We start from the raw sequence: 24918 nt of genomic DNA, 5'->3' as shown, positions 1-24918 counted from the left end.
AGAAGGGCAAGTTTACGTCTGCTCGGCGAGATCAGTGGGGGACGAGTGGGCCCGTCGGCTTCGTCGTGGTGGCGTGCACGAGCAGTTCGGCGAGCTCGCGCGGCCGGGACAGGAACGGCGAGTGCGACGTGTCGATGCTCAACTGCTCCACGCCGAGTCGGCGCGTCACCGTGTCGGCCAGCCATTGCGGCATCGACCGGTCCTGCAGGCACCGGATGAAGCTGCGGGGCAGATCGGCGGCCCAGAATCGCGGCACCGATACCGGCGTCACCGTGGTGTCGCCGAAGCGTTCGGGGCCCAGCCGCTCGAACGCCCAACGCGCAGTGGCCTCGTCGCAGTCGTGGTAGAAGTAGCGCCACGCACCGTCGAAGTCGGCGAACCACATCGCGCCGTCGTCGTCGAACTTCAGATAGCTCAGCATCTCTCCGACGTCGGCGTCGAACTCGCCCTCCTCTGAGTCACGCATCGCCATCGCCTCGGGATACGTCCTGCCCTCACGAGGCAGCGCCGCGGCGAGGTAGACGACGTGGCTGACCAGATCCGGCGCCGCGTCGGCGGCCAGGGTGGCGTCGAATCCGCCGCCGGAGTGCCCGACGAGGACATCGCCCGGTTGCAGCGCCGAGACGATCGCGTCGCGGCGGTTGGCCAGGGTCGACTCTTCGTCGGCCCGCGCACCGTGGCCGGGCAGGTCGACGGCCGTCCCGTCGTGGCCGAGCGTCCGCAGCTCGTCAAGCGTTCGATCCCAGCACCACGCGGCGTGAAAACCGCCGTGCACGAGGACGAATCGCATCGCCTAGGTCAGCACCTTCACGGGGACGTGTGACCAGCCCGCGACGTTCTGCATGGCCACCCGTTGGCACTCGTCCCAGACGACCTCGTAGCGCGGCATGAAGTCGAGGAGCCGGTCGAGCGCGATCGCGCTCTCCATGCGGGCGAGCGCCGCACCGAGACAGCTGTGCACCCCGTAGCCGAAACCGAGGTTCTGCGCCTCGGTACGGTCGCGGTCGATGTCGAATGAGTCGGCGTCGGTGAACGCTTCGGGATCTCGATGCGCCGAACCACCGAGCAGGAACACCGGCTTGCCCTCCGGAATGGTCACCCCGTGCAGGTTCACCTCGCGCATCGACCGCCGCACGTTGTAATGCACGGGTGGCTCGTAGCGCAGCAATTCCTCGACTGCTGCCGGGATCTTGCTGCGGTCGTCGAGCAGCTTCTGCCACTGGTCGGGGAAGCGTGCGAACGTCACGGCCGCATTGCCTACCAACTTGGTGACGGTCTCGGCGCCTGCTCCGCCCAGAAGCGTTGCGAAACCGGCGATCTCGAAGTCATCCAGCGATTCCTTCTCGCCGTCCTCGCGTTCGATCTCGGCGGCGACGAGGCGGCTGAACATGTCGTCCTGCGGGTTGGCCCGACGCTCCTGAATAAGGCTGTAGTACAGCCCCATGGCTTCCCCGATCGCCTGCATGCCCTCCTCGGACATGTCGATCTGGCCGGGTTCGCGGTGCAGCGACGTGTCCACCCATTCCCGGACCTGTTGCCGGTATTCCTCAGGCACACCGAGCATCTGGGTGATCACTTCGACGGGGAAGAACGCCGAGAAATCCTGCACCACGTCGAAGCGGTCGCGGTTCACCCTGGACAGATAACGGTCGATGGTCTCGGTCACCATCGGCCGCATCGCCTCGATGGCCCGCGGCGTGAACACCTTGTTGACCAGGCTGCGCATCTGCCGGTGCTCCGGCGGGTCCATGAGGATGATCATCTTCGCGGCGATGGGTTCTTCCGATCGCACGGTGGCCAGATCTAGCCCGTATGCCGACGAGTAGGTCCCAAAGTCCTTATACGCCGCGGCCACGTCCTCGTGCCGTGACAGCGCATAGAAGTCGTGCTCGGCGTTGTAATACACCGGAGCCTCTTCGCGCATGCGCCGGTACGTTTCCCACGGCCCGTTGAAGAACTCCTCGGAGAACGGGTCGAAGACAAGCTGGGACGTGGTCAAAAGATCTCCTTCTCGGCCCGATTCCGTGGTGGCGTCACTCTTCACGGATCGAGATCGCCTGGCGGGGACACTGGCGGACGGCTTCCCGGATCTGTTGTTCGTTCTCCGGGGTCACTTCGTCCTGCAGCACGTGCAGATAATCCTCGTCGTCGAGGTCGAACACCTCCGGGATGATGCCCATGCACACCCCGTTGCTCTCGCACAGCCCGAAGTCGACTTCGACCTTGCTCATCGCAAGACCTTCACCGGCACATGGTGGTAGCCGGCGACATTCTGCATGTGCACGCGCTGCAAGCCGTCGAAGTCGACCTCGTAACGCGGCATGAAGTCGAGCAGATGCTCGAGGGCGATGACCGTCTCCAATCGGGCCAGCGCAGCGCCGAGACAGCTGTGGATGCCGTAGCCCAGACCCAGGTTCTGGGCCTGCGTGCGGTCGCGGGTGATGTCGAATGTCTCGCCGTCGTCGAAGGCGCGCGGGTCGCGGTTGGCGGCGGCTTTCATCAGGAACACCGGCTTGTTCGCGGGAATCGTGCCGTTGGGCACTTGGGCTTCCTTCAGGGTGTAGCGCACGTTGTACTGCACCGGGCCCACGTAGCGCAGCAATTCCTCGACGGCGGCGGGCACCAGGCTGCGGTCGTCGAGCAGCATCTGCCACTGCTCGGGATGCCGCGCGAACTCGACCACCGCACTGCCGACCAACTTCGTGACCGTCTCGGCGCCGGCGCCGCCCAATAGCGCGACGAAGCCGGTGATCTCGACGTCGTCGAGCTTGCGCATTCCGCCGTTCTCGCCCGGGATCTCGGCGGCGATCAGACGACTGATCATGTCGTCCTGCGGGTTCTCCCGACGCTCCTGCACGAGGCCGTAGTAGTAGACCCCCGCGTCGATATTGGCCTGCATGTTCTCGTCGGACAGTTCGATCTGACCCGGCTTGACTTCCAGGCCCTTGTCGATCCAGTGCCGGACCTGCTGGCGGAACTCCTCGGGCACACCGGCCATCCGGGTGATCACCTCGACCGGGAACGGGCCGGAGAAGTCCTGCACGACGTCGAAGTGGTCGGGGTCCGCGGTGGATAGGTAGTGCTCGACGAGTTCAACGACGGTGTCGCGCTGGGACTGAATGGCCCGTGGAGTGAACGCCTTGTTGAGAAGACTGCGCATGAAGCGGTGTTCGGGAGGATCCATGAAGATGATGGACTTCTGGAAGCCCTGGCCGGAGCGAACCATGGACAGGTGGCACCCGCGGGTGGACGAGAACGACTCGTGGTCCTTGAGTGCCGCCGCGACGTCCGCATGGCGGGTCAGCGCGTAGAAGTCGTCTTCCTCGTCGTAGTAAATCGGAGCCTCGTCGCGCATCCGCCGATAGATCTCGTAGGGATCGTCGAAGTACTCCTGCGAGTACGGGTTGAACTTCAGTTTCGGCTTGGTCATGATCTCCTCTTTCGCGACGGGCCAGCGTCCGCATCCGTTACGCGAGGCTGCAATTGTGTAACGGCACTAGTATGCCTCAGGGGCTGGTCTCGAAGAGGCGAAATCGCCGGTTTCATGGTCGAATTCCGGCATCGATGACCGCGTCGAGCAGCCCCAGGTCGCTACCCAAGTCCGCGGCCGTCTTACGGACGACGTCCACATCCTTGCTTACGAATTCCTGCGTCGCCTCGGCGAAGGTCGCGACCGATCCCGCCGCGGCGACGAAGCCGCCCACCCGGCTGGCCCCGCTGCCGTTGCTGATCGCCGACAGCAGCTTCGGCTCGTCCACACCCAGCCGTCGGCCCAGGGCGACGGCTTCACCGAGCAACCCGATCTGGGCGGCGAACACCGCGTTGTTGACGAGCTTGACGGCCTGTCCGGCACCAAGAGGGCCGACGTGCAGAATCGGGTCGCCGTAGGCGCCGAGGATCGGCCGCGCGTGCGCAACGGCGTCGTCGGAGCCGCCGACGAACAGCGTCACCTCACCGGCGGCGATGTTGTGCGGACCGCCGCTGACCGGTGCGTCGACCACGGCGATCGCGGGGTTTTGCGCGGCAACCGTCTGCGCGGTGCGTGGGCTGCCGGTCGTGTGGAGGACCAGTGTCGAACCGGCTCGCATCGCGGCCACCAGGCCGTCGTCCAGGCAGACCGTCCGCACCTGTTCGTCGGTGAAGACGCAGACGATCACCACGTCGGCGCCGTCGGGCACCTCGGTCACGTCGGCGACGGGTCGCGCGCCGAGTTCCTCGACGACGCGGGACTTCTGATCGGACCGACCGAGTGCCTGCACCTCGTGGCCGGACTCGACGAGGCGACCGATCATGGGCCCACCCATCCGCCCAGCCCCGACGAACCCGACGCGCGTCACCGCGGGTGGTCCATCTCGCGCAGCGCGGTGTCGGCCGCCGTGAACACCGAACCTTCCGGCGCCGACGCGTCGGCAGCGATGCTGGCCGCGTGACGAACATCCTTCTGCAACAGTGCGCCCGCGATCGGCGCGAGCGCCTCGACGGTGCCGCCGAACATCGCGATGCTGCCCAGCGCCTTGCTGGTCGCCGACCCGCCGTTGAGGACCTCGGCGAGCCGCACCCTGGGGATGCCGAGGGAGTCGCCGAGCTCGAGGGTGCTCAGTGCACTGCCGAGATTGGCGGTGAACAGCAGATTGTTCAGGATCTTGGTGACCTGGCCGCTGCCGAGCGGGCCCAGGTGCACGATCGGGTCGGCGTACGTCGCGAACACCGGCCTGCACCGTTCGGCGACGTCCTCGTCGCCGCCGACCATGACCAGCAGTTTGCCTTCCTCCACCGCGGGGCCACCGCCGCTCACCGGTGCGTCGATCACCGAAACACCCTGCGCACCAGCCTTTTCGGCGATCTCGCGGCAGGTGTCGGGATGCACGGTGCTGTGAATCGCGATGACGCCGCCCGACGCCAGTCCGGCCAGCACGCCGGTGTCGCCGTAGAGCACTTCCCTCACGTCGTCGTCGCCGACGACGCAGACGCACACGAGGTCGCTGGCGGCACCCAACTCGGCGGGCGAACCCGCGGTCTTCGCCGCGGTGTCTGCGTACGGCTCAAGGCTTGCCGCCCGGCGCGCCCACAGCGTGGTCTCGTATCCACCCTCGACGATCCGTCGTGCCATGGGGCCGCCTTGGCTGCCCAGTCCGATGAATCCGACGCGCATCAGCCCGCCTCCAATTTCGTTGATGTGGTTGCGACTACGCACTCCTCGACGAACGAGAGCACTTTCAGGTGGTAGGCCGCCGCGTTGATCGACAGAGACATGTTGTGCCCGGTTCCGCCTTGCTCGTTGATCACGAACCGCGGCGATGCCGTGAACATGGCGCCGATCTGGGCGAGGGTCTCGGAATCGGACTGCCACACCCGCTCGTGCTCGGCGCAGCTGAACTGCACCGGCACGCGCACCCGCGCCGCGAGCGCCGGAAAGTCCTGCCGCGGCCAGCTTCTGGTCGTATCGACCTCGTAGCGCGCCCCGCCCGACGAATTGGTCATACCCGACAGCACGTCCGGCGGATACAGGTGCGCGGGCTGCCACAGTACTTCCCGCAGGCCCGTCGGCCGCTGAGTCGCCGTCGCGGACCGCATGATGTCGGCGGTCACCTGGCTGTAGCGCGTGCCGGTGCCCGCCAGTTCGAGACCGATGACGTTCGCGTCGTCCGCGCGTTCGTCGGCGGCCAGCCGCACGGCGAGTTCGCAGCCCGCGGAGTGGCCCACCACGAACACGCCTTCCCCTCGCGCTGAGTCGCCGAGGACCTTGTCGATCGCTCCGTACGCCAGTGCGACGCGCTGTTCGGGATGGTCCATCGCATCGGGATACGGCGCCGAACTGCCGTAGCCCGGCCGATCCAAGGCGATCGCGGTGTAGCCGAGCGCGGCCGCGGTGCGCAACAACGACAGCCGAGGATGGCCGGGGCAATCGAAATACGCTGCGGTGCTGGCCCCTCCGTGGAACGCGACGATCACGGCCCGCGGCGCGTCTACGGCAGCCGTCAGGCCCGACATCGGCACGCCGTCGACGAGAACGACGCGCGGACGCACTTCTGCTGGGCTCATGTTTGCGTCCGCAGCAGCAGTACGCCGCTGGGTGTCAGGCCGCCGCTACTGACAACGGCGACGCGGGCGTCGGCGACTTGGCGTTCCCCGGCGTCGCCACGCAGTTGGCTCACCGCTTCGTGGATCAGCCCCATGCCGTGGGTGCGGCCGTGCGACAGCTGACCACCGTGGGTGTTCAGCGGTATCGTGCCGTCGCGCGCGATGGCCTTGCCGCCGTCGAGGAAGTCCTTCGACTCGCCGATGCCGCAGAAGCCGAGTGCCTCAAGCCAGGACAAGCAGTTGAACGTGAACCCGTCGTACAACTCGGCGACGTCGACGTCGTCGGGGCGCAGAGAGGTTCGCGTCCACAGGTGGGCAGACTGGCCCAGCACCTGTGGCTCGTGCGTCATCGTGGTCTGGTCCCAGTCGGTGCGTTCGATGATCTGGGTGCCGACCGCTTCGAACAACACCGGCGTGCGCGGCATGTCCTTGGCGGCGTCGACGGCCGAGACGATCACCGCCACAGCGCCGTCGCACGGCACATCGCAGTCGTACAGCCCGAACGGCGTGGTGATCGGCCGGGCGTTCAGGTAGTCGTCCATGGTCATCGGGTCGCGGTAAATGGCCGTCGGATTCAGTGCCGCGTTCGCGCGCTGGTTCAGCGCGATCCAGCCCAGAGTCTCGCGCGTCGTTCCGTAGCGGTGGAAGTGGCGCTGCGCGTTGAGGGCGAGGGTATGCGCCGCCGACATCGCGCCGAACGGCATCTGCCAGCTCGACGTGCGCGGGCCGCCGGGCGGGGCCATCCGGCCCTCTTTCATCAATTGTTGGAACGTCGCCTCCCACAACGTGCGGAAGCACAGCACGTGACGGGCCATGCCGGTGGCGACCGCCGTCATCGCAGCGATCAGCGATCCGCCGGGCCCGAAGGTGTCCATGCCGCCGTTTATCCAGGTGGGCCGGAGCCCGAGCGCGCCTTCCAACGCCGTGACGCCGCCTTCGCCCATGCCGGCGATGTCGAGCCCCGGATAGGTGGAGAGCCCATCGATGTCGTCGAAGGTCAGCCCTGCGTCCTCGACCGCGGCCGTGCACGCCTCGATGGTGAGTGACAGCGGCGACACCATCAGCCTGCGCCCGAGTCGGGACGCGCCGATACCGGTGATCGCCGAGGCGTCCTCGAACTTCTCGGTGGTCAACGGTGGACGCACGTGCCGGCCGAAATCCTCCGGCGCGATCTCGTCGTCGGGCAGCGGACCCGGCTCGTCGGCGGTCGGCCGGAAGACCGGCAGCCACACATCCTCGAGCTCCAAGAACGTCACCTCAACGGTCTGTCCGAGCTCGAGTTCGTCGGGGTCACAGTCGATGATGTTGGTGGTCAGGCGGACTCGTGGATCCTCCGCGACCGCCACCTGCGCGATGACGTAGGGCGGCGGCAGGTCCGGGAAGCCGAACCGGTGGTTGACGGTGAACGCCGACAGCGTTGCCTTACCCGAGACGTCGCGCACGCCAACGTCGGTGCTGCGGCAGTAGCGGCACACCGGCTGCGGCGGGTGAATCAGCGCATTGCAGCTCTGACACTCTTGGATGCGTAGCACGCCGTCAGCGCCCGCGGTCCAGAAGAACTCGTTCGCAAACGTCAGCTCCGGAAGGGGCCGCGTCACCGAACAAATCCCGAAATCGCCTCGTTGTCCTCACCTTTGGGTTCAGGCTCCGGCGGCATTTGCTCGGTTCCATGCTGCGGCGCTGTGGCGCCGGCCGGGCGATGTTCGCCCATGTAGATGATCGCGTGCACCGGGCAGTCGAGCAGCGCCCGCATCACCGCGTCGCGGTCTTCTTCGGGCACCGTGCCGTCGCCGATCAACGACGCGTATCCCCAGTCGTCGAGCGAGAAGTACTGCGGCGCGTGTTTGGCGCAGATACCGAACCCGTCGCAGAGCGTTCGATCGAGGCGAATCTTCAGACCGTCACTCATGTTTGAGCCACCGCCTCCACTTCGTAGGGCCGTTCGGCGTGATACGCGCCGCTGCGGCATGTCTGGCAGTTGTCCGCAAGGTGACGGGCCACCACCTGAGGGAACTGCCGCAGCAGACTCGCGGCGACGTTGGTTGCGCCGTCGAGGGTCCCGCACGCGCCACGGCCGCGTAACACCACCGCCCACCGTTCCAGGCGCGCGAGATCTTCCTCGGTCGCCACGCCGTCGCGCAACGCCGACGTGACCGCCGCCATGGCCGCCGTGCCGTTGAAACACGATCCGCACTGGCCCGCATTCTCGCGGTCGAAATACGACATCACCGAGGCGGTCACGGCGACAGGACAGTCGTCGGTCAGAATCGACAGTGCACCGCATCCCAGTCCGCTACCGAGGCGGCGCAGCGCTTCGTGGTCGAGCGTGGCGTCGAGGATGTCGGTGTTGACGAGCCCTGCGAAGTAGCCGCCTACCAACACGCCTCGCACCTCCTCGGCCGCCACCCCGTGTAGTTGCAACAGGTCCGAAACCGCTGCGCCATGCGGAATCTCGTAGAGGACAGGCGGCTTGCCGCCACCGGTGACGGTTGCCAGAAATGTGCCCGGCGACATCGGCGTACCGACGGACCGGTAGTGCTGCGCGCCATGTTCGTGGATGTAGGGCAGGTTGGCCAGTGTCTCGACGTTGCTCACCATTGTCGGCAGGCCCGCCACGCCTTCCTCGAACGGCCTTGGCGGCTTATCGGACGGTTTGGCGGGCCCGCCGTTGATGCGGCGCACGGCCGCGGTCTCTTCGCCCGCCACGTAGCCGGGTTCGACCGTCACGAGGTCTACGGTCACGTCACCGAAGATGTCGGGAGTGAGTTCGGCCAACGCGCCTGACACGGCGGCCGCCGCCCGGTCGTCGGAGACGTAGAGGTACGCGCGTTTCGCCCCGGTGACGTGGGTAGCCAGCCGCAGCCCGTCGAGGACGAGGTGTGGTCGGTGGCGCAGCAGCCAGCGGTCCTTGACCGAGGCGGGTTCACCCTCTTCGCCGTTGGCGACCACGATGGTTTCGGAGCCGCCCAGGTGAGCGTCGCGAACGGTGCGGAGTTTGGTGCCGAGCGGGAAAGCCGCGCCGCCGCGTCCGAGCAGCCCGGACAGGTTGACCTGGCCGAGCAGTTCCTCCGCGTCGCCGACGGACCGGTAGCCGCCGGCGTGCGTGTAGTCAGCGCAATCTTCTGGTCGGGACGTGGCGCGCAGCAGTCGCGGCGCGCAGTCGGGCCACGCGGCGACAATGAGATCGGTTGCGGTGGAGTTCATCACTGCTACTTCCTGCCCGTGGATAGGCTGGCGGGCATGAGGACTGCGGTGGTGCGGGTCGGGGTCGACCTGTCAGGTGAGCTGTCGCCCGCGCAGTTGACCGACGGGATGGCGCGGCTGCGCGACATGGCGGGCCCGGCGGGTGTCGAGGTGGTGCAGAACAACCTGGCCGCCATGCCGCCGCAGCGTCGCGAGGTGGAGTTGTTGATCGACGGCGACGATTCGGCCGAACTCCAGCAGATCGCAGTCGGCCTGTGCGCCGAGGCATTCGGGACCGCACCGGTACCCGGTGTGCTCACGTTCATCAGTCGTGGCACCGACGACGACGCCCACGGCGTGCTGGCCGGGTTCGGGCTGACCGGAGAGGTGGACCGCGTGCCCGGAGACGACGGCTGGGACGTGGTGCATGTGACGTTGCGCAAGGCCGACCTCGAGCGTGTCCCGGAGAGCCGCGTCCACACCGCACTGGAAGCGTCGCTCAACAGCGAAGTGCACATCCGGCTCATCTAGCCGTCCAGAAACTCGAGAATCGCGGGAGCCGCCTGCACCCACGTATCGAACATGTTGAAGCGCTTGACCTTTCCTGAAGCGCGAGCCTCGCTGGCGCGCTCCCAGGCGTCCTCCGGCCACGGTGGGTCGATCAGCTTCGAGCCTTTGATCAGGCAGCTGACCTCGAGGGAGGTTCGCTTCGGGTGGTCGAGATCGTTCTCGCCGCCGCGGATGATCAGCGTCGGCACCTTGATGTTGTCGAACATCTCGTCCTCGACCCCCGGAATCGTCTGTCCGGGCTTGGGCACGAAAGCATTCAGCCAGCGCAGCATCAGCTTGAGGAACTGGTCCGGATCCTGGCCGAGGATGCGGTCGCGGTTGGCCGGATTCTCGGCGATGCGCTGCTTCCACTCATCGACGTGGGCTACGCCCTTCATGCCGGTGCCGCGGACGGCGAGAATGCTGGGCACGATGTAGTACGACCCCAGCACAAACGAGCCGTAGACCCCGCCAACGATGTTCCACACCACGAGTTTTCGCACGATTTCGGGATGGAGCATCGTGGTGAGCATCGAGTCGCGCGCCCCACCGGAGCCACCGGCGATGATGCACGGCCCGATGTCGAGCCCGGTGATCAGGGCGTGCAGCGTCTCGGCGCGCATGTGGGATTCGCTTTGGCCGTAGAACTGGACGTCGGACTTGCCGCAGTTCGGTCTGTCCCACAGCAGAACCCGGTACCCGCCCTTGACCAGCGCCTGCGCGAGCGGTCGCAGCCCCTCGATATCCTTGCTGAACCGCCCGCCGGGAGTGAGGGCGATGAATTCGCCTTCCTTGCCCAGGATTTCGTAGACGACGTTGCCGCCATTGACCTCGAAGGTCTTTTCGCCCCGTTTGAGCGTCGGCACCGCCGACCCGGTATCGCTCATGCCTGGACCAGCACGTCGTTGCCGACCACCCGGACGGGGTAGGTGCGGATGCTCCACTCCGGCTTGACCGCGGTGGTGCCCGTAGCCAGTTCGAAGCCCCACTGGTGCCACGGGCAGTAGATGTACTCCAGGTCGCGGACCATCACCGCGTCACCGGGCACGTCCTCGTCGACGATCGTGCGGCCACGCGCCCTGCCCGAACACAGCGGCCCACCCTCGTGCGGACAGTAGTTGGCGATCGCGTAGAAGGTGCCGTTGACGTTGTACACACCGACGCCGTGCCGGCCGATCGGCACCAGTTTGTGCTTACCGGGCGGAATCTCGTCGACCGTGGCCACGACGTGTTCGCGCCCCTGTGCCAATCTTTTTGGGCCAGCCGGGGGCGTCTTCTGCTCCTCGGACAACTCAGAACACCCGAACCTGACCCTCGAGGGCCGGCACCGTCTCTGGCAGATGGTAGGTCGCGATGCCGTTGCGGAACATCACGGCCTCGCGGGCATGCTCGGGCAGGTGCTTGACCAGCCAGCGCGGGTCGTCGAACGTCCAGTGCGGATAATCGCTGCTGAACAGCAGGATCTTCTCGCACTCCATCCACTCGAACGCGCGAGTCAGTTCCGTCTTGTCCTCGGGGTAGTCCAGCGGTTGGGTGGTGAACTTGATGTGGTCCTTGACGTACTCCGACGGCTTGCGCTTGATGTCCAGCCATGACTTGCGGGCCTCGTAGATCGCGTCCATCCGCCACATCAGCGGCAGGATCCAGCTGAAAGCGTGCTCCACCAACACGATCCGCAGCGTGGGGTAGCGGTCGAAGAGACCGTCGAACACCATGCTCATCACCTGGTTTGCGGCCAGCAGCGAGTAGGTGACCATGAAATCGTGGTTGTAGCTGGGGAACCCGACCGGCGGGATGGGCAGTTCTTCGTGGTGGCTGCGCGACAAGTGGCAGCTCACCGTGATGTCGTGCTTGGTCGCCGCTTCCCAGATCGGGTTGTACTTCGGATCACCCCACGCCGGCCGGGGCTCTGCCTTGATCAGGATCTGTCCCATGTAGGGATGTCCGGCCCACCGTTCGACCTCCTTGGCGGAGTCCTCCGGAGTCTCTATCGCCAGGCAGATGGAGCCGCGCCACCGCTCGTGCCAGTTGTTGTGGCTGTCGAGCCAGTGGTTGGCCTGCCAGTCGTTCAGCGCGCAGCTCATCGCGTGGTTGACCTCGGGGAAGCGCGCCGGGTAGGCGGCGGGTTCGAGGATCGCGATGTCGGCGCCGGCCTCCATGATCAGCTGCTTAAAGGCCAGATCGGGATCGCTGCCCGCGAACTCGCCGTCGGACGGGAACGTATCGACCCGCATCGCATAGGCATGCGCGTAGTCCGGCGCGTCGTAGTAGATCTGGTCGCCGATTCTGCGCGTCGTGAAGTACTTGCTGCGCCACGGCTCCGGGATGTATTGCGTCAGCACTCCGCTCTTGGGCGTCGGATGCACATCGGAGTCGACGCAGCGGACGGCGACGCGCTCTGCCGCTGGCTTGCGCTCGGTCACTGTGATCGTCATCGTGGCTCCTTCATATTTGTGCTCCTCGCGTGCGCGGCCATATTTGTGCTCCTCGCGTGCGCGGCCATCACCAGGCTCTCTCTCACTGTGCGCCGACACCCGCCCCGACGTCTATGCCGTAGAGCTGCGCGGCGTTGCGCCAGCACAGCTTGTCGCGCTGTTCGACCGAATACGCCGCGGGCACGGTGAGCTCGTTGAGCTGCCAGTGCGGGTAGCTCGAGCCGTACATCACCATGTCTTCCTTACCGGTGAACCCCAGCCATTCGCCTGCGAACTCGGTGTCACCCGGACCGTCCATCGCACCCTGGATGAAAAAGGTGTGGCCCGGCAGGTAATCGCTGGGCATCTTCGGCGCCCACGGGGTCTGCTCGAGGTGCGGCCTGCCGAAGCAGTCCATGCGCCACATGAACGGCGTCAGCATGTCGGCGGCCCCGTCCGCCCACACGAACTTCAAGGTGGGCATCCGTTCGAACACCCCCTCGGCGATCATGTTCATCAGGTGGTACAAGAAGTTCAGCGCCATGAAGCTGACGTACTGCTCGTACGTGCGGGGCACGCCGGACGGAGTTGGCGCGAACGAGATGCCGGCGCCGACCTCGATGTGCACCGCGACCGGCAGGTTCGCCTCGACCGCCGCTTCCCATAATGGCCAGTACTGCGGTTTGCCGTACACCTCGCGGGACTGCAGCGGGACGCCGATCTGCACCACCCTGGGGTGGTCCTTGTACTTGGCGATCTCGCGTAGCGCCCCGGTGATGTCGTCGGGGTTGACCCGGATGGTGCCGCGGTACCGGGTGGCGTACGGGTTGTCGTCGAGCCAGCGAGACACCATCAACTCGTTGTGGGCGGCGGCGATCGCGGTGCCCAGATGACGGTCGGGCATGATGCCCCGCGTCATCGGATGCAGGATCGCCACGTCGACGCCGCGCTCGTCGAAGATCTGGCCGCCGACGTACTCGGGGTCCGACCCGGGATAGCGGCGATCGGTGCCGCCGCCGTCGGTTTTCGGCGCATATTCGCCACCGGGAGCGCCGTACCAGTCCATCTCGTAGTCCGGGAACCCGCGGCTCTTGAACGGCTCGCGAAGGAAGCTGCGCAGGTCCTTGTTCGACCGGCTGAAGATGTGCACGCTGGCGTCGATGACCGGCGTCGTGGTCCCGTCCGGGTGTCGCATCACCAAGGCTGTCCTCCGAACTTCCCGGCGCATTCCCGCCGTCGCGCGAGCGCCGTACGAGAGCGCCCAACATTCCCAGTGTAAAGCGTTGTTCTTCGATAGCAAGAATCGAGTTCTCAACAAAACGCTTATCTCTTCGCAGGTCAGGGTGTGCGCTGGTCAACTGCACGGCGTCGACGCGGCGAAACGGGGTAGGCGTTTCCTGAGAACGGTTACAGCATCTAAGGAGAATGTTATTCTCGTGCGAAACGTGACCGCATCCGCCACGACGCCCACGGGAGGCATGGTGCTACTGGAGTTCGACGCCGATCAGCGGCTGTGGCAGGAGACGGCGCGCGACGCCATCGCCAAACAGTGCCCTCCGACTCTGGTGCGCAGCGTCGCTGAGGACGGCGCCGACCCGACGCCGTTATGGAAGACCTATGTCGACGCCGGTTGGACGGAGCTGACTGATCCGGAGAACGCGGTCGAACTGGCCATTGTGCTCGAGGAACTGGGCCGTGCAACCGACCCCACGCCGTTCCTGGCGACGATGACGCAGTTCGCCCCGCTGGCGGGTGAGCGGTTCGACCCGCAGCAGGCCGGCACCGCCGTCTACGGCGGAGTCGCAGCACACCGCGACGCCGACGGGTGGGTACTCAACGGCACTGCGCACCATGTGCTCGACGGCGACCGGGCCGAGAAGCTCGCTGTCGTCACCGAGGCGGGGGTGTTCCTGGTCGACGCGAGCCGGGTGACCGCGCGCCGCAGCCCGGTGTTCGACCCGGTGCTGCACATCGCCGAGGTGTCCTTCGCCGATGTGCATGTTCCCGATTCCGACCGGCTGTCCGCCACGGACTCCGAGCGTGCCCGCCACGTCGCGTTGACGGGCCTGGCGATCACCACAGTCGGTGCCTGCCAACGCATCCTCGACCTCGCGCTCGAGCATGTGAAGCAGCGTCAGCAATTCGGCGTCGCGATCGGCACCTTCCAAGCCGTGCAGCACAAGGCCGTCGACATGCACATCGCGACCGAGCGCGCCAGGGCGCTGGCGTATTTCGCGGCGCTGACCATCTCCGCCGACGACCCGCGCAGGCGTCTGGCGTCCGCGATGGCCAAGGCGTCAGCGGGGGAGGCGCAGGGCGTGGTGTTCCGCCACGGCCTTCAGCTGTTCGGTGCGATGGGATTCACGTGGGAGAACGATCTGCAGTTCGCGCTCAAACGCGCCAAGGCCGGCGAGTTGCTGCTCGGCGGGGCCGCCGAGCACCGAGCGCTGATCGCGGAGGAATTCGATGCAGCTGACTTTTGATCCCGACGTCGAGGAGTTCCGCGCCGAGTTCGCCGCGTTCCTCGACGAGCATCTCCCGTCGGCGGCGCAGACGCTGGAGCGGCCGCGCTCGGTGTCGCACATGCCACAGTGGGCCCGCGACTGGCAGCGCCTGCTGTTCGACAACGGATGGTTGCTGCCCGCCCAGCCGCCGGAGTTCGGCGGGCGTAATGCCACCGTCCTGCAGCAGTTCGTACACCTCGACGAGCTGTGCCGACGACGGATCTACCACAGCTTCAACCCGCAGGGTGTGAACATCGTTGCGGCGTCGTTGATCTCGTTCGGGTCGGACGAGCAGAAGCACCGCTGGGCGGTGCCGGTGCTCAAGGCGGAGCTCACCGCGTCGCTCGGGATGAGTGAGCCGAGCGCGGGGTCCGACCTGGCCTCGCTGCGCACTCGTGCCGTGCTCGACGGGGACCACTTCGTCGTCAACGGCCAGAAAGTGTGGACGTCGGGTGCCCACGACGCCGACTTCCTGCTGGCGTTCGTGCGCACCGACCCGGACGCGCCCAAGCACAGGGGCATCAGCGCGCTGATCATCCCGACCGACACCCCCGGCGTGGTGTGCCGGCCGTTCGCTGACCTGTGCGGCGAGGAGAACAAGGACTTCAACGAGGTCTTCTTCACCGACGCCCGGGTGCCCGCGGAGAACCTCGTCGGACCGCTGAACGGCGGGTGGGGTGTGGCCAACGGGTCGCTCGGTCACGAGCGCACGATGATGTGGCTCGGCTTCGCCGATCGCATCGACAACATGATCGGCGACTTCCGGCCGCGCACGCCGCTGGAGCGCGACCAGTACGCCTCGACGGTGATGGACTACCAGGCGCTGCGGGCGATGGGTTCGGCGGCATTGGCACGGGCCTCGCGTGGAGAGGCCGACACCGCCTCGGTGTCAGTGCTCAAACTGTTCGGTTCCGAAGCCGAGATGCGGGCGATGGACACGGCGTTCACCGCGTCGGGTGCCGACGGGCTGATCCATCCGACGACGACGGGGCGCTACGAGCACATGAACCTCGACCACTACTTCGCCAGCTGGTTCGAGCGATATGCGCGAAGCTTCTCCGGCACGATCGCCGGAGGAACCTCCGAAATCCAGCGCAACATCATCGCCACCCAAGTGCTCGGCCTGCCGCGGCGCTGAGTCCGGTGCCCGAAACGCTGATCGTCGACCGGGGCACGACCGGAGTCGTTGTACTGCAGCTCAATCGGCCCAGGCAGCTCAACGCGATCAACGAGGTCATGCGCGACGAGCTGACCGGGGTGTTGGCGGCGACAGGTGCCGACGCCGGCGTGCACGCCGTCGTGATCACCGGTGCTGGTCGTGGGTTCTGCTCGGGCATCGACGTGCGCAACTTCGGCTCACAAGCCGTCGAGGCCGACGATCCCGCGATCGACCGGTTGCGGTTCCAGGAGGCCATGGCGGCGCTTCCGGAGGCGGTGCGGAATCTGCCGCAGCCCGTCATCGCGGCGGTGAACGGCCCCTGCGTCGGAGCGGGCTTCGCCCTGTGTCTGGCTGCCGATATCCGGATCTGCTCGACGGCCGCCACATTCGGCAACGGCGCGATCCTGCTGGGGCTGTCGGGCGCCGAGATGGGAATGAGCTATCACCTGCCCCGCATCGTCGGCACCAGCGTCGCTGCCGACTGGATGATGACAGGGCGAACGGTGTCGGGCGAGGAGGCTGACCGCCGCGGACTGGTCAGCCAACTCGTCGAACCGGAGCGCTTGGGTAAGCGTGCCCTCGAACTGGCCTCGACGATCTCCGATCTGTCCCCGTTCGGCACACAGTTGACCAAGCGGGCGCTGCAGGTGAACACCGACGCGCCGGGGCTGTCGTCGGCTCTGGAACTGGAGAACCGTAATCAGGTGCTCAGCCATGCCACCGACGAGGCCGCGGCGCGACGGCGGCCGCGATGACGACGGAAAGGCGGTAATCCGCAGTGGGCTGGGACTTCTCGACGGACCCCGAGTGGGCGCGACAGCTGGAGTGGGTCGAGGAGTTCGTGCGCAACGAGTGCGAACCGATCGATTACATCGTCAAGGAGTCGCACGACCTGAACGACCCCGTGCGCCAGGCGTTGATCCCGCCGCTGCAGGAGATCGTCAAACAGCGCGGCCTGTGGGCCACCCACCTCGGCCCGCATCTGGGCGGACCGGGGTTCGGGCAGGTGAAGCTGGCGTTGCTCAACGAGATTCTGGGCCGCTCCGAATGTGCACCGATCGTGTTCGGCAGCCACGCGCCCGACTCGGGAAACAGCGAGATCCTGGCACACTACGGCACTCCCGACCTCAAGCAGCGCTACCTCGAACCGCTGCTGGACAACCGCATCGTCTCGTGCTTCTCGATGACCGAACCGCAGGGCGGCGCTGACCCGAAGGTATTCACCACCACCGCGACTGCGGACGGCGATCACTGGGTGATCAACGGCGAGAAGTGGTACTCCTCGTTCGCCTCGATGGCCTCGTTCATCATCGTTATGGCAATGACCGACCCCGAAGCTCCGCCGTATCAACGGTATTCGATGTTCGTCGTACCGGGTGACACACCGGGAATCAACGTGTTGCGCGACGTCGGCCTCGGTTATCAGCCGCTCGGCGGGGGAGGGCGCGAGGGCTACGTCCGGTATGAGAACGTGCGCGTGCCTGCCGATCACATGCTTGGCCCGCGTGGCGGCGCGTTCGTGGTTGCGCAGACCCGGCTCGGGGGCGGTCGGATTCACCACGCCATGCGCACGGTCGGCCTGGTACGGCGGATCTTCGACATGCTGACCGAGCGCGCGGTCTCGCGCTACACCCAGGGCGAGGTGCTCGCGAACAAGCAGATGGTGCAGGAGATGATCGCCGACTCGTGGATGGAGATCGAGGCATTCCGTCTGCTGACTCTGCAGACGGCGTGGAAGATCGACAAATACAACGACTACAAGGCCGTGCGTGGCGACATCTCCGCGGTGAAGGCGATGATGCAGAAGGTGTTGCACGACGTGTCGGCGCGGGCACTGCAGTTGCACGGATCGCTGGGCACGTCGCATGAGATGCCCTTCGTGCAGTATCTGACGGAATCGTTCGTCCTCGGGCTGGCCGACGGACCCACCGAGGTGCACAAGGTGACGCTCGCGCGGCTGCTGCTCAAGGACGTCGAGCCCGCGCCAGATGGGTTTCCGTCCGAACATCTGCTGCGGCTGCGGGAAGCCGCCGAGGCGAAGTTCGCCGACAAGCTCGCGGGCATACCGCGTACCTGACAGGGAGGGCTTCGATGTCCTGTGAAGGCAAGGTCGCACTGGTGACCGGCACCAGCCGCGGGCTGGGCAAGGCCATCGCGCAGCGATTGGCCCGCGAGGGGGCGACGGTGGCGCTCACCGCCCGCACGGCCGAGCCCGATCCGAAATACCAAGGTTCACTGCAAGAGACGCTGCAGGAGATCACCGACGCAGGCGGATCGGCGATCGCGGTCACGGCAGACCTGTCCAACCCCGAAGAACGAGAACGACTCTTCAGCGAAGTCGTCGACCGAGTCGGAGCGCCGGACATCCTGGTCAACAACGCAGCAGTGACCTTCCTGCGTCCCCTCGACGAGTTTCCGGACCGCAGAGTCCGGCTGATGATGGAGATGCACGTGCTCGCCCCGCTGCACCTGACCCAGCTGGCGATCCCGGGCATGCGCCAGCGGGGCTGCGGCTGGGTGCTGAACGTGACGTCGGTGGGTGGTGACCTTCCCGGGGGCCCGCCATTCGACGACTTCGACCGCACGGCGGGGTTCGGCATCTACGGCACGGCGAAGGCGGCGCTGAACCGGCTGACGAAAAGCCTTGCCGCCGAGTTGTACGAGGACGGTATCGCGGTCAATGCGGCGGCACCGTCCCAGCCGGTCGCGACGCCCGGCGCGGGCACGTTGGATCTTGCCAAGACCGACACCGAAGACATCTCTCTGATCACGCAGACGGCCTTCGTGCTGTGCACCGGTGACCCGAAGTCGCTGACGGGACGCATCGCGCACACGCAGCCGTTCCTGCGGGAGATCGGCTGGCAACAACCATGAGAGTGCAGCCGGCCGCGTATCTGCGGACGACGCTGCCGCTGGACCTGTCGGTGCTCGAATCGCTCGACAGCGGCCGTTACCACTCCATCTGGCTGCCCGACCACATGGTCAGCTTCTGGCCCGACTCGATCTGGACTCCGGAATTCACGGACCTGGCAACGGTTTCCCCGTCACCGCACCGCCATCTCGACGGAATGGCCGTCGCCGCGGCGGCGGCGGTGCTGACCGAGAACGTACCGTTGGCCACCAGCGTCGTCGACACGGTGCGGCGCCACCCGTCACTGCTCGCGCAGAGCGCGCTGACCATTGACCACCTCGCGGAAGGTCGGTTCATTCTTGGTCTTGGCAGCGGCGAAACCGAGAACACCGTGCCGTACGGATTCGACTTCGCCACGCCCGTCAGCCGGTTCGAGGAAGCCCTGCAGGTCATTCGGTTGTTGTGGGAGAGCGAGGGCCCGATCGACTTCGAAGGCCGGTTCTACCGTCTGGCGCACGCACGGTTGGACACCGAGCCCTACAACGGCCGCTTTCCGAGCATCTGGATCGGTGGCAGCGGGCCGCGCACACTCGACATCGTCGGGCGGTACGCCGACGGCTGGTGGCCGACCGGTGCGTGGACACCGGAGGACTACGCCGAAAAGCTCGCCGTTGTGCGGAATTCCGCCGAACGGGCCGGCCGCGACCCGTCCGGGATCACCCCTTGCTACATCCAGGTATGCCTGCTGGGACGCGACGACGCCGCGATCGCCGAGATCCTCGACGCGCCGCTGGTGAAGTCCTTCCTGCTGCAGGTCTCCGCGCAGATGTTGCGCGACTTTGGTTTTGCGCACCCGATGGGCGAGAACTGGCGCGGCTACCAGGACATAGACCCCGCGGTGCTCACCCGTGAGCGGATCGTCGACTTCCTCGACCGTGTCGAACCGGAGATGATTCTCGCGGTGGTTCCGCACGGCACGCCCAAACATGTCGCCGGCGTCGTGAAGACATTCGTCGACGCGGGCCTGCGAGTCCCGAAGATCCTGGACTACGGCGCCATGGCGGGACTGCGATACGCCGCAGCTTCCGCTGACAACGTGCGTGAAGCCGAGGACGAACTGGAGACCCTATGCGGGACCATGCGATGACCGCACAGCTCGACGCGGCGGACATGTTGGCCCTGGCGCGGGCGGACACCGGACTGGACGACTTCGGCGATCCGACCCTGCCGCACCGGTTCGGCGCCGCTGTCGAACTCTTGAACGGCTGCGCATTGGACGCCGACGGCGCACGGGCGGCGGCCGAGGTCTGCCACTGGCTGCTGACGTCGCGGCTGGAGTTCTTCGAGGACCGCAACCGTTATCCGATCGCCGAGGAGGCGATCGAGCGGCCGATGTTCGTCACCGGCGAACCGCGCTCGGGCACCACGCTGGCGCACGCGATGATGTCGGTCGACCCGCACGCGAGGGCGCTGCGCTTCTGGGAGGTGATGTACCCCTCCCCACCACCGGGCGCCGCCACGTCTTTCCACGACCCCCGGCGCGCTCGGGCCGATGCCGATTGGCGCGAGATCAACGCCAAGATGCCCAAATGGCTGCACAGCCATCCCTATAACGACATGCTCGGCGACGGCCTCCCCGAGGACGAACGCACGTGGGCGTTCGACTTCCGCGTGATGACGCCGACGGCGTGGTGGCGGGTGCCCATGCAGACGGTGGTGGGCGGCCTGCCGACCGACGCCGCTGCGCAGTACCGCATCCACAAGGCGATGCTGCAGCATCTCCAGTATCGACGGCCGACGAAGTATTGGGTGCTCAAGGGATTTCACGGCTTTCGGCTGACCGAGTTCTTCGCGGCCTATCCGGATGCGAATCTACTGTGGCTGCACCGTGATCCTGTTCAGGTCGCAGCGTCGCGCACGATGATGATGGCCGACATCGCCGACGGCATAGTCGGTCCGATCGACCTACAGGCGGCGGCGAAGACGCACCTTGATCTGACCCGCGCCAGCATCGACAACACGATGACCCACCCGATGGTGGACGATCCGCGGATCCAGCACGTGCGCTACCTGGACTTCGTCGCCGACCCCGTCGGCACCGTCGGCCGCTACTACGCGTTCTGCGGACGCGCGCTCACCGATGACGCGGCCGCCGCGATGCGCGCATATCTGGCGAACAACCCCGGCGACCGGCACGGGAAGTTCGTCTACTCCACGAAGGTCCTCACCGACATCGGCGAAGACCTGGATGCGCTGCACGAGGAGTTCCGGCCGTTCCGCGAGCGGTTCGGGGTTGAGATTGAAAAGCGCGGTTGACGTGTACGAGCGACTATCGGTCCACAGTGTGACGTTCATCGGCGCCCCGCTGCCCGAACTACGGTCGCACTGCGACGCGCTAGGCCTTGCGCGCCTGAGCCTCATCGACGCGCAGCTGACCGAACCCGAACTGCCGCAACTCGTTCAAGGATTCTCGGTGGACACCGTCTACCACCTGTTCGCGACACCCGAGGGCCTCTCACGCGTCATCGAGGCCGCATCGTCGGTCGGCGCGCGCACGGTCTACATGCTCACCGGTGGGCGTGGTGAGCTGACGTGGGAGCAGGCCGCCGAACGGTTCTGCACCGCCATCGCACCCTGCGTGCGCGAGGCCGAGCAGGCCGGCCTCACGCTCGCCATCGAGAACGCGTCAGGCCTCTACGCCGACATCCACATCGCCCATACGCTGCGCGACACCATCGCGCTGGCCGAGATGGCCGGCCTCGGCATCTGCATCGACCTGTTCCACTGCTGGACCGAGGCGGGCTTCGCCGATCTCGTCGACCGTGCGCTACCCCGAACTCAGCAGATCCAGCTGAGCGACTATGTGCTCGGCGACCGCGCGCTTCCCGCCCGTGCGGTGCCGGGCGACGGCGCGATACCGATCGAACCGTTCCTCGCCCAGGTGCTCGCCGGTGGCTACTCACAAGGATTCGACCTCGAATTGATCGGGCCGCGCATCGAGCAGGAGGGCCGGCTGGCGGCCGCCCGGCGGGCCTGCGACACGGTCTCGGTCATGCTCGAACGGCTCGGCGCGTAGAAAGGTAGCCGATGGCATTCGGAGACGGCGGCGACGACATCGCACTCGCCGCGGCGTGGGCCGACTTCTGCGACCGGCTCAAGGCTGCGGGGGACCGCGTCTTCAAGGACCACAACTCCGCCTTGGGCATCCAACGCGTCGACGGTTTCCGATTTCTCACCCAGAACCTCGGTCAGGCGTTCGATTTGGCCCTCGAGACTCGTGATACCCGATATCCGCTTGTGCATCCGTTCTGCACTCCCACGCGAAAGCTCGGGGGGGACTGTGCCGACTTCACCTACCACCAGGCGTGGATAGACGGTGAGTCCGTCTACCGCATCAGTGGAACACGTGGCACCGCACGGTTCTTCAACATCACCGTGCAGGGTCGGCGCCCCGACGGGGATGGTGTGTTGCACGAGCCGTTCGGCGACGTGCCCGAAGCGAACCTGCCGGGTGCCGACCTGGCGGTAGCGCCCGACGGCGACTTCGAGATCTTCGTCGGCGGACCGCGGCGCGGGCCGAATTGGCTGCCGACCACCGCGGATTCACGGAAGGTGTTCATTCGGCAGGGATTCGACGCATGGGACGAGACGCCGGCTCGACTACGCATCGAACGGGTGGACATGGGCTCGCCCAAACCGGCGCCAACACCCGCGGTGATGATCGAGGCGATCGAGTGGGCCGGCCACTTCGTCACCGGGTTGATGGACGACTGGCCCGAGTTCCCGTTCACCTATGGCGGGGTCGATGCCGAGCATCCGAATCGCTTTCCCGCCGTCGCGTCGACCGGCGCCGACGCAAAACGTGGCCGGGCAGCGGTGAACATGCACTGGGCGCTCGCGCCCGACGAGGCACTGATCGTCGAGTTCGACGCGCACGACGGGCTGTGGAGTCTGACGAACATGGGCGTCTTCTTCACCAGCATGGATTTCCTGTACCGGCCGGTGAGCTACACCCCGAGTCGCACAGCAGTCGACAGTGACGGCAGGGTCCGGATCATCCTGTCGCATGACGACCCGGGTTATCACAACTGGATGGACACCCAGGGCTTCGAACGCGGCAACGTCACCTACCGTCACATGCTCGAAGGTCAACCGGCAGCGCTGAATACCCGACTGATCGAGCGGACAGGCTTGGCAGACGTGCTGCCGCCGGACACCGCGACGGTGACTCCCGAACAGCGGACCGCACAGATGTGGGAGCGGTTCAACGGAATTCGTCAGCGCTACCGACTGTGATGTCGCTACGGTGCGATGGTGACCGACGACTCGGCCCTGTGGCCCGCCCATCGCCTGGCCGAAGGCATCCGTCGGCGCGAGTTCTCCAGTCGCGAGCTTCTCGATGGCTACCTGGACCGCGTCGCCCTGCTCAACCCAGCGCTGAATGCCGTTGTGACGCTGGACGTCGACGGCGCGCGTCGGGCGGCGGACACCGCTGACGCGGTTCTGGCCCAAGGTGAGCCCATCGGACCCCTTCACGGTGTGCCGATGACGGTCAAGGACACCTACGAGACGGCGGGTATGCGCACCACGTGTGGGGTCCCGGCATGGGATCACGTACCTGAGCGCGACGCCGACGCCGTGCAGAGGTTGCGTTCCGCGGGCGCAGTGATCTTCGGCAAGACGAACACGCCCGCTTACGCGGCCGACTGGCAGACCTACAACCCGGTCTTCGGAACCACCAACAACCCATGGGATAGCGCGCGTAGCCCGGGAGGATCGTCGGGTGGGGCCGCCGCAGCGCTCGCGGCCGGCATGACAGCTCTTGAGCTCGGCAGCGACATCGCGGGATCGATACGCATGCCGTCGAATTGGTGCGGAGTGTGCGGGCACAAACCTAGCTGGGGCATCGTGTCGCAGCGGGGCCATCTACCCCCGCCGCCGGGTGCCCTGTCAGCCGCCGACCTCGCCGTGATGGGACCGCTGGGCCGCTCCGTAACGGATCTCGAACTAGCTCTGACAGTTCTGGCCGGGCCGGCAACGTCCAATGCCATCGCGTGGCGCCTCGACCTGCCGCAGGCACGGGCAACGGCTCTGACTCAGTTGCGAGTGGCCACCTGGCTGGACGACCCGGCGTATCCGGTCGAGCAGGATGTCGCGGTCGTGTTGCAATCCGCGGTGGATGCGTTGGTGGACGCCGGCGCGAACGTCGTCGACGCTCCTTCGCCGGTGAGCCTGCCTGCGGTGGTCGGGCTGCATATGGAGTTGCTGTACCCGTTGATGGATCCGTCCTCGACCCTGCGCCACCGGGACTGGTTGACGGCCAATGAGCGGCGCGAGCGCATCCGCGCCAAGATGGCGGAGTTCTTCCGGCACGTCGACGCGCTTCTCATGCCCGTAGCCATAGTGCCCGCCATCACCCATGACCACCTTGAGCCCATGGCCGACCGGATCCTCACGTTGGTCGACGGAAACCGCTCGTATCTGGACCTTCTCGGCTGGGTCGGCCTACCAACGGTGGCGTATCTTCCCGCGACGGCGGTACCGATCGGCCAGACCGCCACCGGGCTCCCCGTCGGCATTCAGGTCGTCGGGCCGTATCTCGAGGATCGGACGACCTTGGCGGTGGCACGGTGTATCGAGGAGGTCCTCGGCGGTTTCGCCCCCCCGCCAGGGGTGTGACTCGTCTACAGCCGCACCAGCGCGAACGTCCAGAACTGCATTCCCGGCGGACCGTTGAAACAACCGACGCTGTAATGCGATTCGATGGTTCCGGCCAGCGACACCTCGTCCCACGAGTATGTCTCGCGAGTGGGCAGACGTCGATTATCAGGGCAGATCAAGCCGTCGACGACGTCAACGGTCATGGTGTAGCGGCCGTTGACCAGTTGCGCGCTGCCCTCGTAGTAACGGTAGAACGCACGCCGCGGTCGCGCTGCGACGTGCACACAGTCCGGTTGCTTGTCCGGCCAACAGTTGCGGACGTACCAGAACCACGAGGCCGACGCGGGTCGGTCATACCTGTTGGTGAGCAGGTCGTAATTACCGAGCTTCATCATCGCTTGCGCGGGCGGCGGCGCGACGATTGCCGCGGCCACCATCAGCACGGCAGCGGTCATGATCTTGAAGGACTTCATCGCCGTCCCCTCCTACCTCTCACCGATGCTCATCAAATCACCT

At 66.4% G+C, this 24918-nt stretch carries 26 protein-coding genes; 11 read left to right on the top strand and 15 right to left on the bottom strand.

The window, feature by feature from the left end; genetic code table 11:
- Positions 1 to 31 precede the first annotated feature (31 nt).
- The 10 genes from N4S67_RS19595 to N4S67_RS19550 form a co-directional block, all read right to left on the bottom strand.
- Entirely contained in the window at positions 32 to 790 is a 759-nt protein-coding gene (locus N4S67_RS19595) for an alpha/beta fold hydrolase (RefSeq protein ID WP_260994642.1), read from the bottom strand.
- 3 nt (positions 791 to 793) lie between these two features.
- On the bottom strand, positions 794 to 1999 hold the full coding sequence (locus N4S67_RS19590) for a cytochrome P450 (RefSeq protein ID WP_260994641.1): 1206 nt from the start codon (positions 1997 to 1999) through the stop codon (positions 794 to 796).
- A gap of 34 nt (positions 2000 to 2033) precedes the next feature.
- A complete protein-coding gene (locus tag N4S67_RS19585) occupies positions 2034 to 2231 on the bottom strand; it encodes a ferredoxin (protein WP_260994640.1) in 198 nt (65 codons plus the stop codon).
- Positions 2228 to 3430 carry a cytochrome P450 gene (locus tag N4S67_RS19580; protein ID WP_260994639.1) on the bottom strand — a complete coding sequence of 401 codons (1203 nt, stop codon included), beginning with the start codon at positions 3428 to 3430 and terminating at the stop codon, positions 2228 to 2230. The genes N4S67_RS19585 and N4S67_RS19580 overlap by 4 nt, the downstream gene beginning before the upstream one ends.
- A gap of 112 nt (positions 3431 to 3542) precedes the next feature.
- Positions 3543 to 4337 carry an NAD(P)-dependent oxidoreductase gene (locus tag N4S67_RS19575; protein WP_260994638.1) on the bottom strand — a complete coding sequence of 265 codons (795 nt, stop codon included), beginning with the start codon at positions 4335 to 4337 and terminating at the stop codon, positions 3543 to 3545.
- Positions 4334 to 5152 carry an NAD(P)-dependent oxidoreductase gene (locus N4S67_RS19570; protein ID WP_260994637.1) on the bottom strand — a complete coding sequence of 273 codons (819 nt, stop codon included), beginning with the start codon at positions 5150 to 5152 and terminating at the stop codon, positions 4334 to 4336. Before N4S67_RS19570 ends, N4S67_RS19575 begins: the two co-directional genes overlap by 4 nt.
- Entirely contained in the window at positions 5152 to 6042 is an 891-nt protein-coding gene (locus tag N4S67_RS19565) for an alpha/beta hydrolase (RefSeq protein WP_260994636.1), read from the bottom strand. The genes N4S67_RS19570 and N4S67_RS19565 overlap by 1 nt, the downstream gene beginning before the upstream one ends.
- Positions 6039 to 7679, bottom strand: a complete 1641-nt coding sequence (locus N4S67_RS19560) for a thiolase C-terminal domain-containing protein (protein ID WP_260994635.1) — start codon at positions 7677 to 7679, stop codon at positions 6039 to 6041. Before N4S67_RS19560 ends, N4S67_RS19565 begins: the two co-directional genes overlap by 4 nt.
- Positions 7676 to 7990: a ferredoxin gene (locus tag N4S67_RS19555; RefSeq protein WP_260994634.1), complete on the bottom strand. Its 315-nt coding sequence runs from the start codon at positions 7988 to 7990 to the stop codon at positions 7676 to 7678. Before N4S67_RS19555 ends, N4S67_RS19560 begins: the two co-directional genes overlap by 4 nt.
- The gene (locus tag N4S67_RS19550) at positions 7987 to 9285 is read right to left on the bottom strand and encodes an NADH-ubiquinone oxidoreductase-F iron-sulfur binding region domain-containing protein (protein WP_260994633.1); all 1299 of its coding nucleotides are present in this window, start codon (positions 9283 to 9285) and stop codon (positions 7987 to 7989) included. Before N4S67_RS19550 ends, N4S67_RS19555 begins: the two co-directional genes overlap by 4 nt.
- Before the next feature lie 36 nt (positions 9286 to 9321).
- On the opposite strand from N4S67_RS19550, the gene N4S67_RS19545 reads away from it, so the two are divergent.
- Positions 9322 to 9795 carry a hypothetical protein gene (locus N4S67_RS19545; protein ID WP_260994632.1) on the top strand — a complete coding sequence of 158 codons (474 nt, stop codon included), beginning with the start codon at positions 9322 to 9324 and terminating at the stop codon, positions 9793 to 9795.
- On the opposite strand, the gene N4S67_RS19540 is transcribed toward N4S67_RS19545, so the two are convergent.
- The 4 genes from N4S67_RS19540 to N4S67_RS19525 all read right to left on the bottom strand — a co-directional run bounded on the left by N4S67_RS19540 (position 9792) and on the right by N4S67_RS19525 (position 13422).
- Positions 9792 to 10700, bottom strand: a complete 909-nt coding sequence (locus N4S67_RS19540; RefSeq protein ID WP_260994631.1) for an alpha/beta fold hydrolase — start codon at positions 10698 to 10700, stop codon at positions 9792 to 9794. The two genes, N4S67_RS19545 and N4S67_RS19540, sit on opposite strands and share 4 nt — an antisense overlap.
- Positions 10697 to 11104 carry a Rieske (2Fe-2S) protein gene (locus N4S67_RS19535; protein ID WP_260994630.1) on the bottom strand — a complete coding sequence of 136 codons (408 nt, stop codon included), beginning with the start codon at positions 11102 to 11104 and terminating at the stop codon, positions 10697 to 10699. Before N4S67_RS19535 ends, N4S67_RS19540 begins: the two co-directional genes overlap by 4 nt.
- A gap of 1 nt (position 11105) precedes the next feature.
- A complete protein-coding gene (locus N4S67_RS19530; RefSeq protein WP_260994629.1) occupies positions 11106 to 12248 on the bottom strand; it encodes an amidohydrolase family protein in 1143 nt (380 codons plus the stop codon).
- 82 nt (positions 12249 to 12330) lie between these two features.
- The gene (locus N4S67_RS19525) at positions 12331 to 13422 is read right to left on the bottom strand and encodes an amidohydrolase family protein (RefSeq protein WP_260994740.1); all 1092 of its coding nucleotides are present in this window, start codon (positions 13420 to 13422) and stop codon (positions 12331 to 12333) included.
- A 286-nt stretch (positions 13423 to 13708) separates the two neighbouring features.
- Here N4S67_RS19525 and N4S67_RS19520 point away from each other — a divergent pair, with 286 nt between their 5' ends.
- From N4S67_RS19520 to N4S67_RS19475, 10 genes are read left to right on the top strand one after another with little or no spacing between them, the layout of a single operon-like run.
- A complete protein-coding gene (locus tag N4S67_RS19520; protein ID WP_260994739.1) occupies positions 13709 to 14710 on the top strand; it encodes an acyl-CoA dehydrogenase family protein in 1002 nt (333 codons plus the stop codon).
- Positions 14694 to 15869, top strand: a complete 1176-nt coding sequence (locus tag N4S67_RS19515) for an acyl-CoA dehydrogenase family protein (protein WP_260994628.1) — start codon at positions 14694 to 14696, stop codon at positions 15867 to 15869. The genes N4S67_RS19520 and N4S67_RS19515 overlap by 17 nt, the downstream gene beginning before the upstream one ends.
- A gap of 5 nt (positions 15870 to 15874) precedes the next feature.
- Entirely contained in the window at positions 15875 to 16645 is a 771-nt protein-coding gene (locus N4S67_RS19510; RefSeq protein WP_260994627.1) for an enoyl-CoA hydratase/isomerase family protein, read from the top strand.
- Positions 16646 to 16668: 23 nt separating this feature from the next.
- Positions 16669 to 17967 carry an acyl-CoA dehydrogenase family protein gene (locus tag N4S67_RS19505; protein ID WP_260994626.1) on the top strand — a complete coding sequence of 433 codons (1299 nt, stop codon included), beginning with the start codon at positions 16669 to 16671 and terminating at the stop codon, positions 17965 to 17967.
- A gap of 14 nt (positions 17968 to 17981) precedes the next feature.
- A complete protein-coding gene (locus N4S67_RS19500; protein ID WP_260994625.1) occupies positions 17982 to 18764 on the top strand; it encodes an SDR family NAD(P)-dependent oxidoreductase in 783 nt (260 codons plus the stop codon).
- Positions 18761 to 19888 carry an LLM class flavin-dependent oxidoreductase gene (locus N4S67_RS19495; RefSeq protein WP_260994624.1) on the top strand — a complete coding sequence of 376 codons (1128 nt, stop codon included), beginning with the start codon at positions 18761 to 18763 and terminating at the stop codon, positions 19886 to 19888. The genes N4S67_RS19500 and N4S67_RS19495 overlap by 4 nt, the downstream gene beginning before the upstream one ends.
- A complete protein-coding gene (locus N4S67_RS19490) occupies positions 19885 to 21057 on the top strand; it encodes a sulfotransferase family protein (protein WP_260994623.1) in 1173 nt (390 codons plus the stop codon). The genes N4S67_RS19495 and N4S67_RS19490 overlap by 4 nt, the downstream gene beginning before the upstream one ends.
- Positions 20990 to 21817 (top strand): sugar phosphate isomerase/epimerase family protein, encoded by an 828-nt coding sequence (locus N4S67_RS19485; RefSeq protein WP_390893431.1) that lies wholly within the window; start codon positions 20990 to 20992, stop codon positions 21815 to 21817. The genes N4S67_RS19490 and N4S67_RS19485 overlap by 68 nt, the downstream gene beginning before the upstream one ends.
- A gap of 11 nt (positions 21818 to 21828) precedes the next feature.
- Positions 21829 to 23037 (top strand): DUF1214 domain-containing protein, encoded by a 1209-nt coding sequence (locus N4S67_RS19480; RefSeq protein WP_260994621.1) that lies wholly within the window; start codon positions 21829 to 21831, stop codon positions 23035 to 23037.
- An 18-nt stretch (positions 23038 to 23055) separates the two neighbouring features.
- Positions 23056 to 24420, top strand: coding sequence for an amidase family protein (locus N4S67_RS19475; RefSeq protein ID WP_260994620.1), 1365 nt, complete (start codon positions 23056 to 23058; stop codon positions 24418 to 24420).
- 5 nt (positions 24421 to 24425) lie between these two features.
- On the opposite strand, the gene N4S67_RS19470 is transcribed toward N4S67_RS19475, so the two are convergent.
- A complete protein-coding gene (locus N4S67_RS19470; protein WP_260994619.1) occupies positions 24426 to 24875 on the bottom strand; it encodes a hypothetical protein in 450 nt (149 codons plus the stop codon).
- Positions 24876 to 24918 lie beyond the last annotated feature (43 nt).

Origin of the sequence: Mycobacterium deserti (assembly GCF_025345615.1) — a bacterium.
GTDB classification, from domain to species: Bacteria; Actinomycetota; Actinomycetes; order Mycobacteriales; family Mycobacteriaceae; genus Mycobacterium; species Mycobacterium deserti.
This window is presented reverse-complemented; position numbering and strand designations above follow the sequence as displayed.

Excerpts from the sequence above, each read along its gene's own strand:
- N4S67_RS19595 (WP_260994642.1), bottom strand. The coding sequence starts at position 790 with ATGCGATTCGTCCTCGTGCACGGCGGTTTTCACGCCGCGTGGTGCTGG.
- N4S67_RS19585 (WP_260994640.1), bottom strand. The coding sequence starts at position 2,231 with ATGAGCAAGGTCGAAGTCGACTTCGGGCTGTGCGAGAGCAACGGGGTG.
- N4S67_RS19580 (WP_260994639.1), bottom strand. The coding sequence starts at position 3,430 with ATGACCAAGCCGAAACTGAAGTTCAACCCGTACTCGCAGGAGTACTTC.
- N4S67_RS19570 (WP_260994637.1), bottom strand. The coding sequence starts at position 5,152 with ATGCGCGTCGGATTCATCGGACTGGGCAGCCAAGGCGGCCCCATGGCA.
- N4S67_RS19565 (WP_260994636.1), bottom strand. The coding sequence starts at position 6,042 with ATGAGCCCAGCAGAAGTGCGTCCGCGCGTCGTTCTCGTCGACGGCGTG.
- N4S67_RS19555 (WP_260994634.1), bottom strand. The coding sequence starts at position 7,990 with ATGAGTGACGGTCTGAAGATTCGCCTCGATCGAACGCTCTGCGACGGG.
- N4S67_RS19550 (WP_260994633.1), bottom strand. The coding sequence starts at position 9,285 with ATGAACTCCACCGCAACCGATCTCATTGTCGCCGCGTGGCCCGACTGC.
- N4S67_RS19545 (WP_260994632.1), top strand. The coding sequence starts at position 9,322 with ATGAGGACTGCGGTGGTGCGGGTCGGGGTCGACCTGTCAGGTGAGCTG.
- N4S67_RS19540 (WP_260994631.1), bottom strand. The coding sequence starts at position 10,700 with ATGAGCGATACCGGGTCGGCGGTGCCGACGCTCAAACGGGGCGAAAAG.
- N4S67_RS19530 (WP_260994629.1), bottom strand. The coding sequence starts at position 12,248 with ATGACGATCACAGTGACCGAGCGCAAGCCAGCGGCAGAGCGCGTCGCC.
- N4S67_RS19525 (WP_260994740.1), bottom strand. The coding sequence starts at position 13,422 with ATGCGACACCCGGACGGGACCACGACGCCGGTCATCGACGCCAGCGTG.
- N4S67_RS19515 (WP_260994628.1), top strand. The coding sequence starts at position 14,694 with ATGCAGCTGACTTTTGATCCCGACGTCGAGGAGTTCCGCGCCGAGTTC.
- N4S67_RS19500 (WP_260994625.1), top strand. The coding sequence starts at position 17,982 with ATGTCCTGTGAAGGCAAGGTCGCACTGGTGACCGGCACCAGCCGCGGG.
- N4S67_RS19495 (WP_260994624.1), top strand. The coding sequence starts at position 18,761 with ATGAGAGTGCAGCCGGCCGCGTATCTGCGGACGACGCTGCCGCTGGAC.
- N4S67_RS19490 (WP_260994623.1), top strand. The coding sequence starts at position 19,885 with ATGACCGCACAGCTCGACGCGGCGGACATGTTGGCCCTGGCGCGGGCG.
- N4S67_RS19485 (WP_390893431.1), top strand. The coding sequence starts at position 20,990 with ATGCGCTGCACGAGGAGTTCCGGCCGTTCCGCGAGCGGTTCGGGGTTG.
- N4S67_RS19480 (WP_260994621.1), top strand. The coding sequence starts at position 21,829 with ATGGCATTCGGAGACGGCGGCGACGACATCGCACTCGCCGCGGCGTGG.
- N4S67_RS19470 (WP_260994619.1), bottom strand. The coding sequence starts at position 24,875 with ATGAAGTCCTTCAAGATCATGACCGCTGCCGTGCTGATGGTGGCCGCG.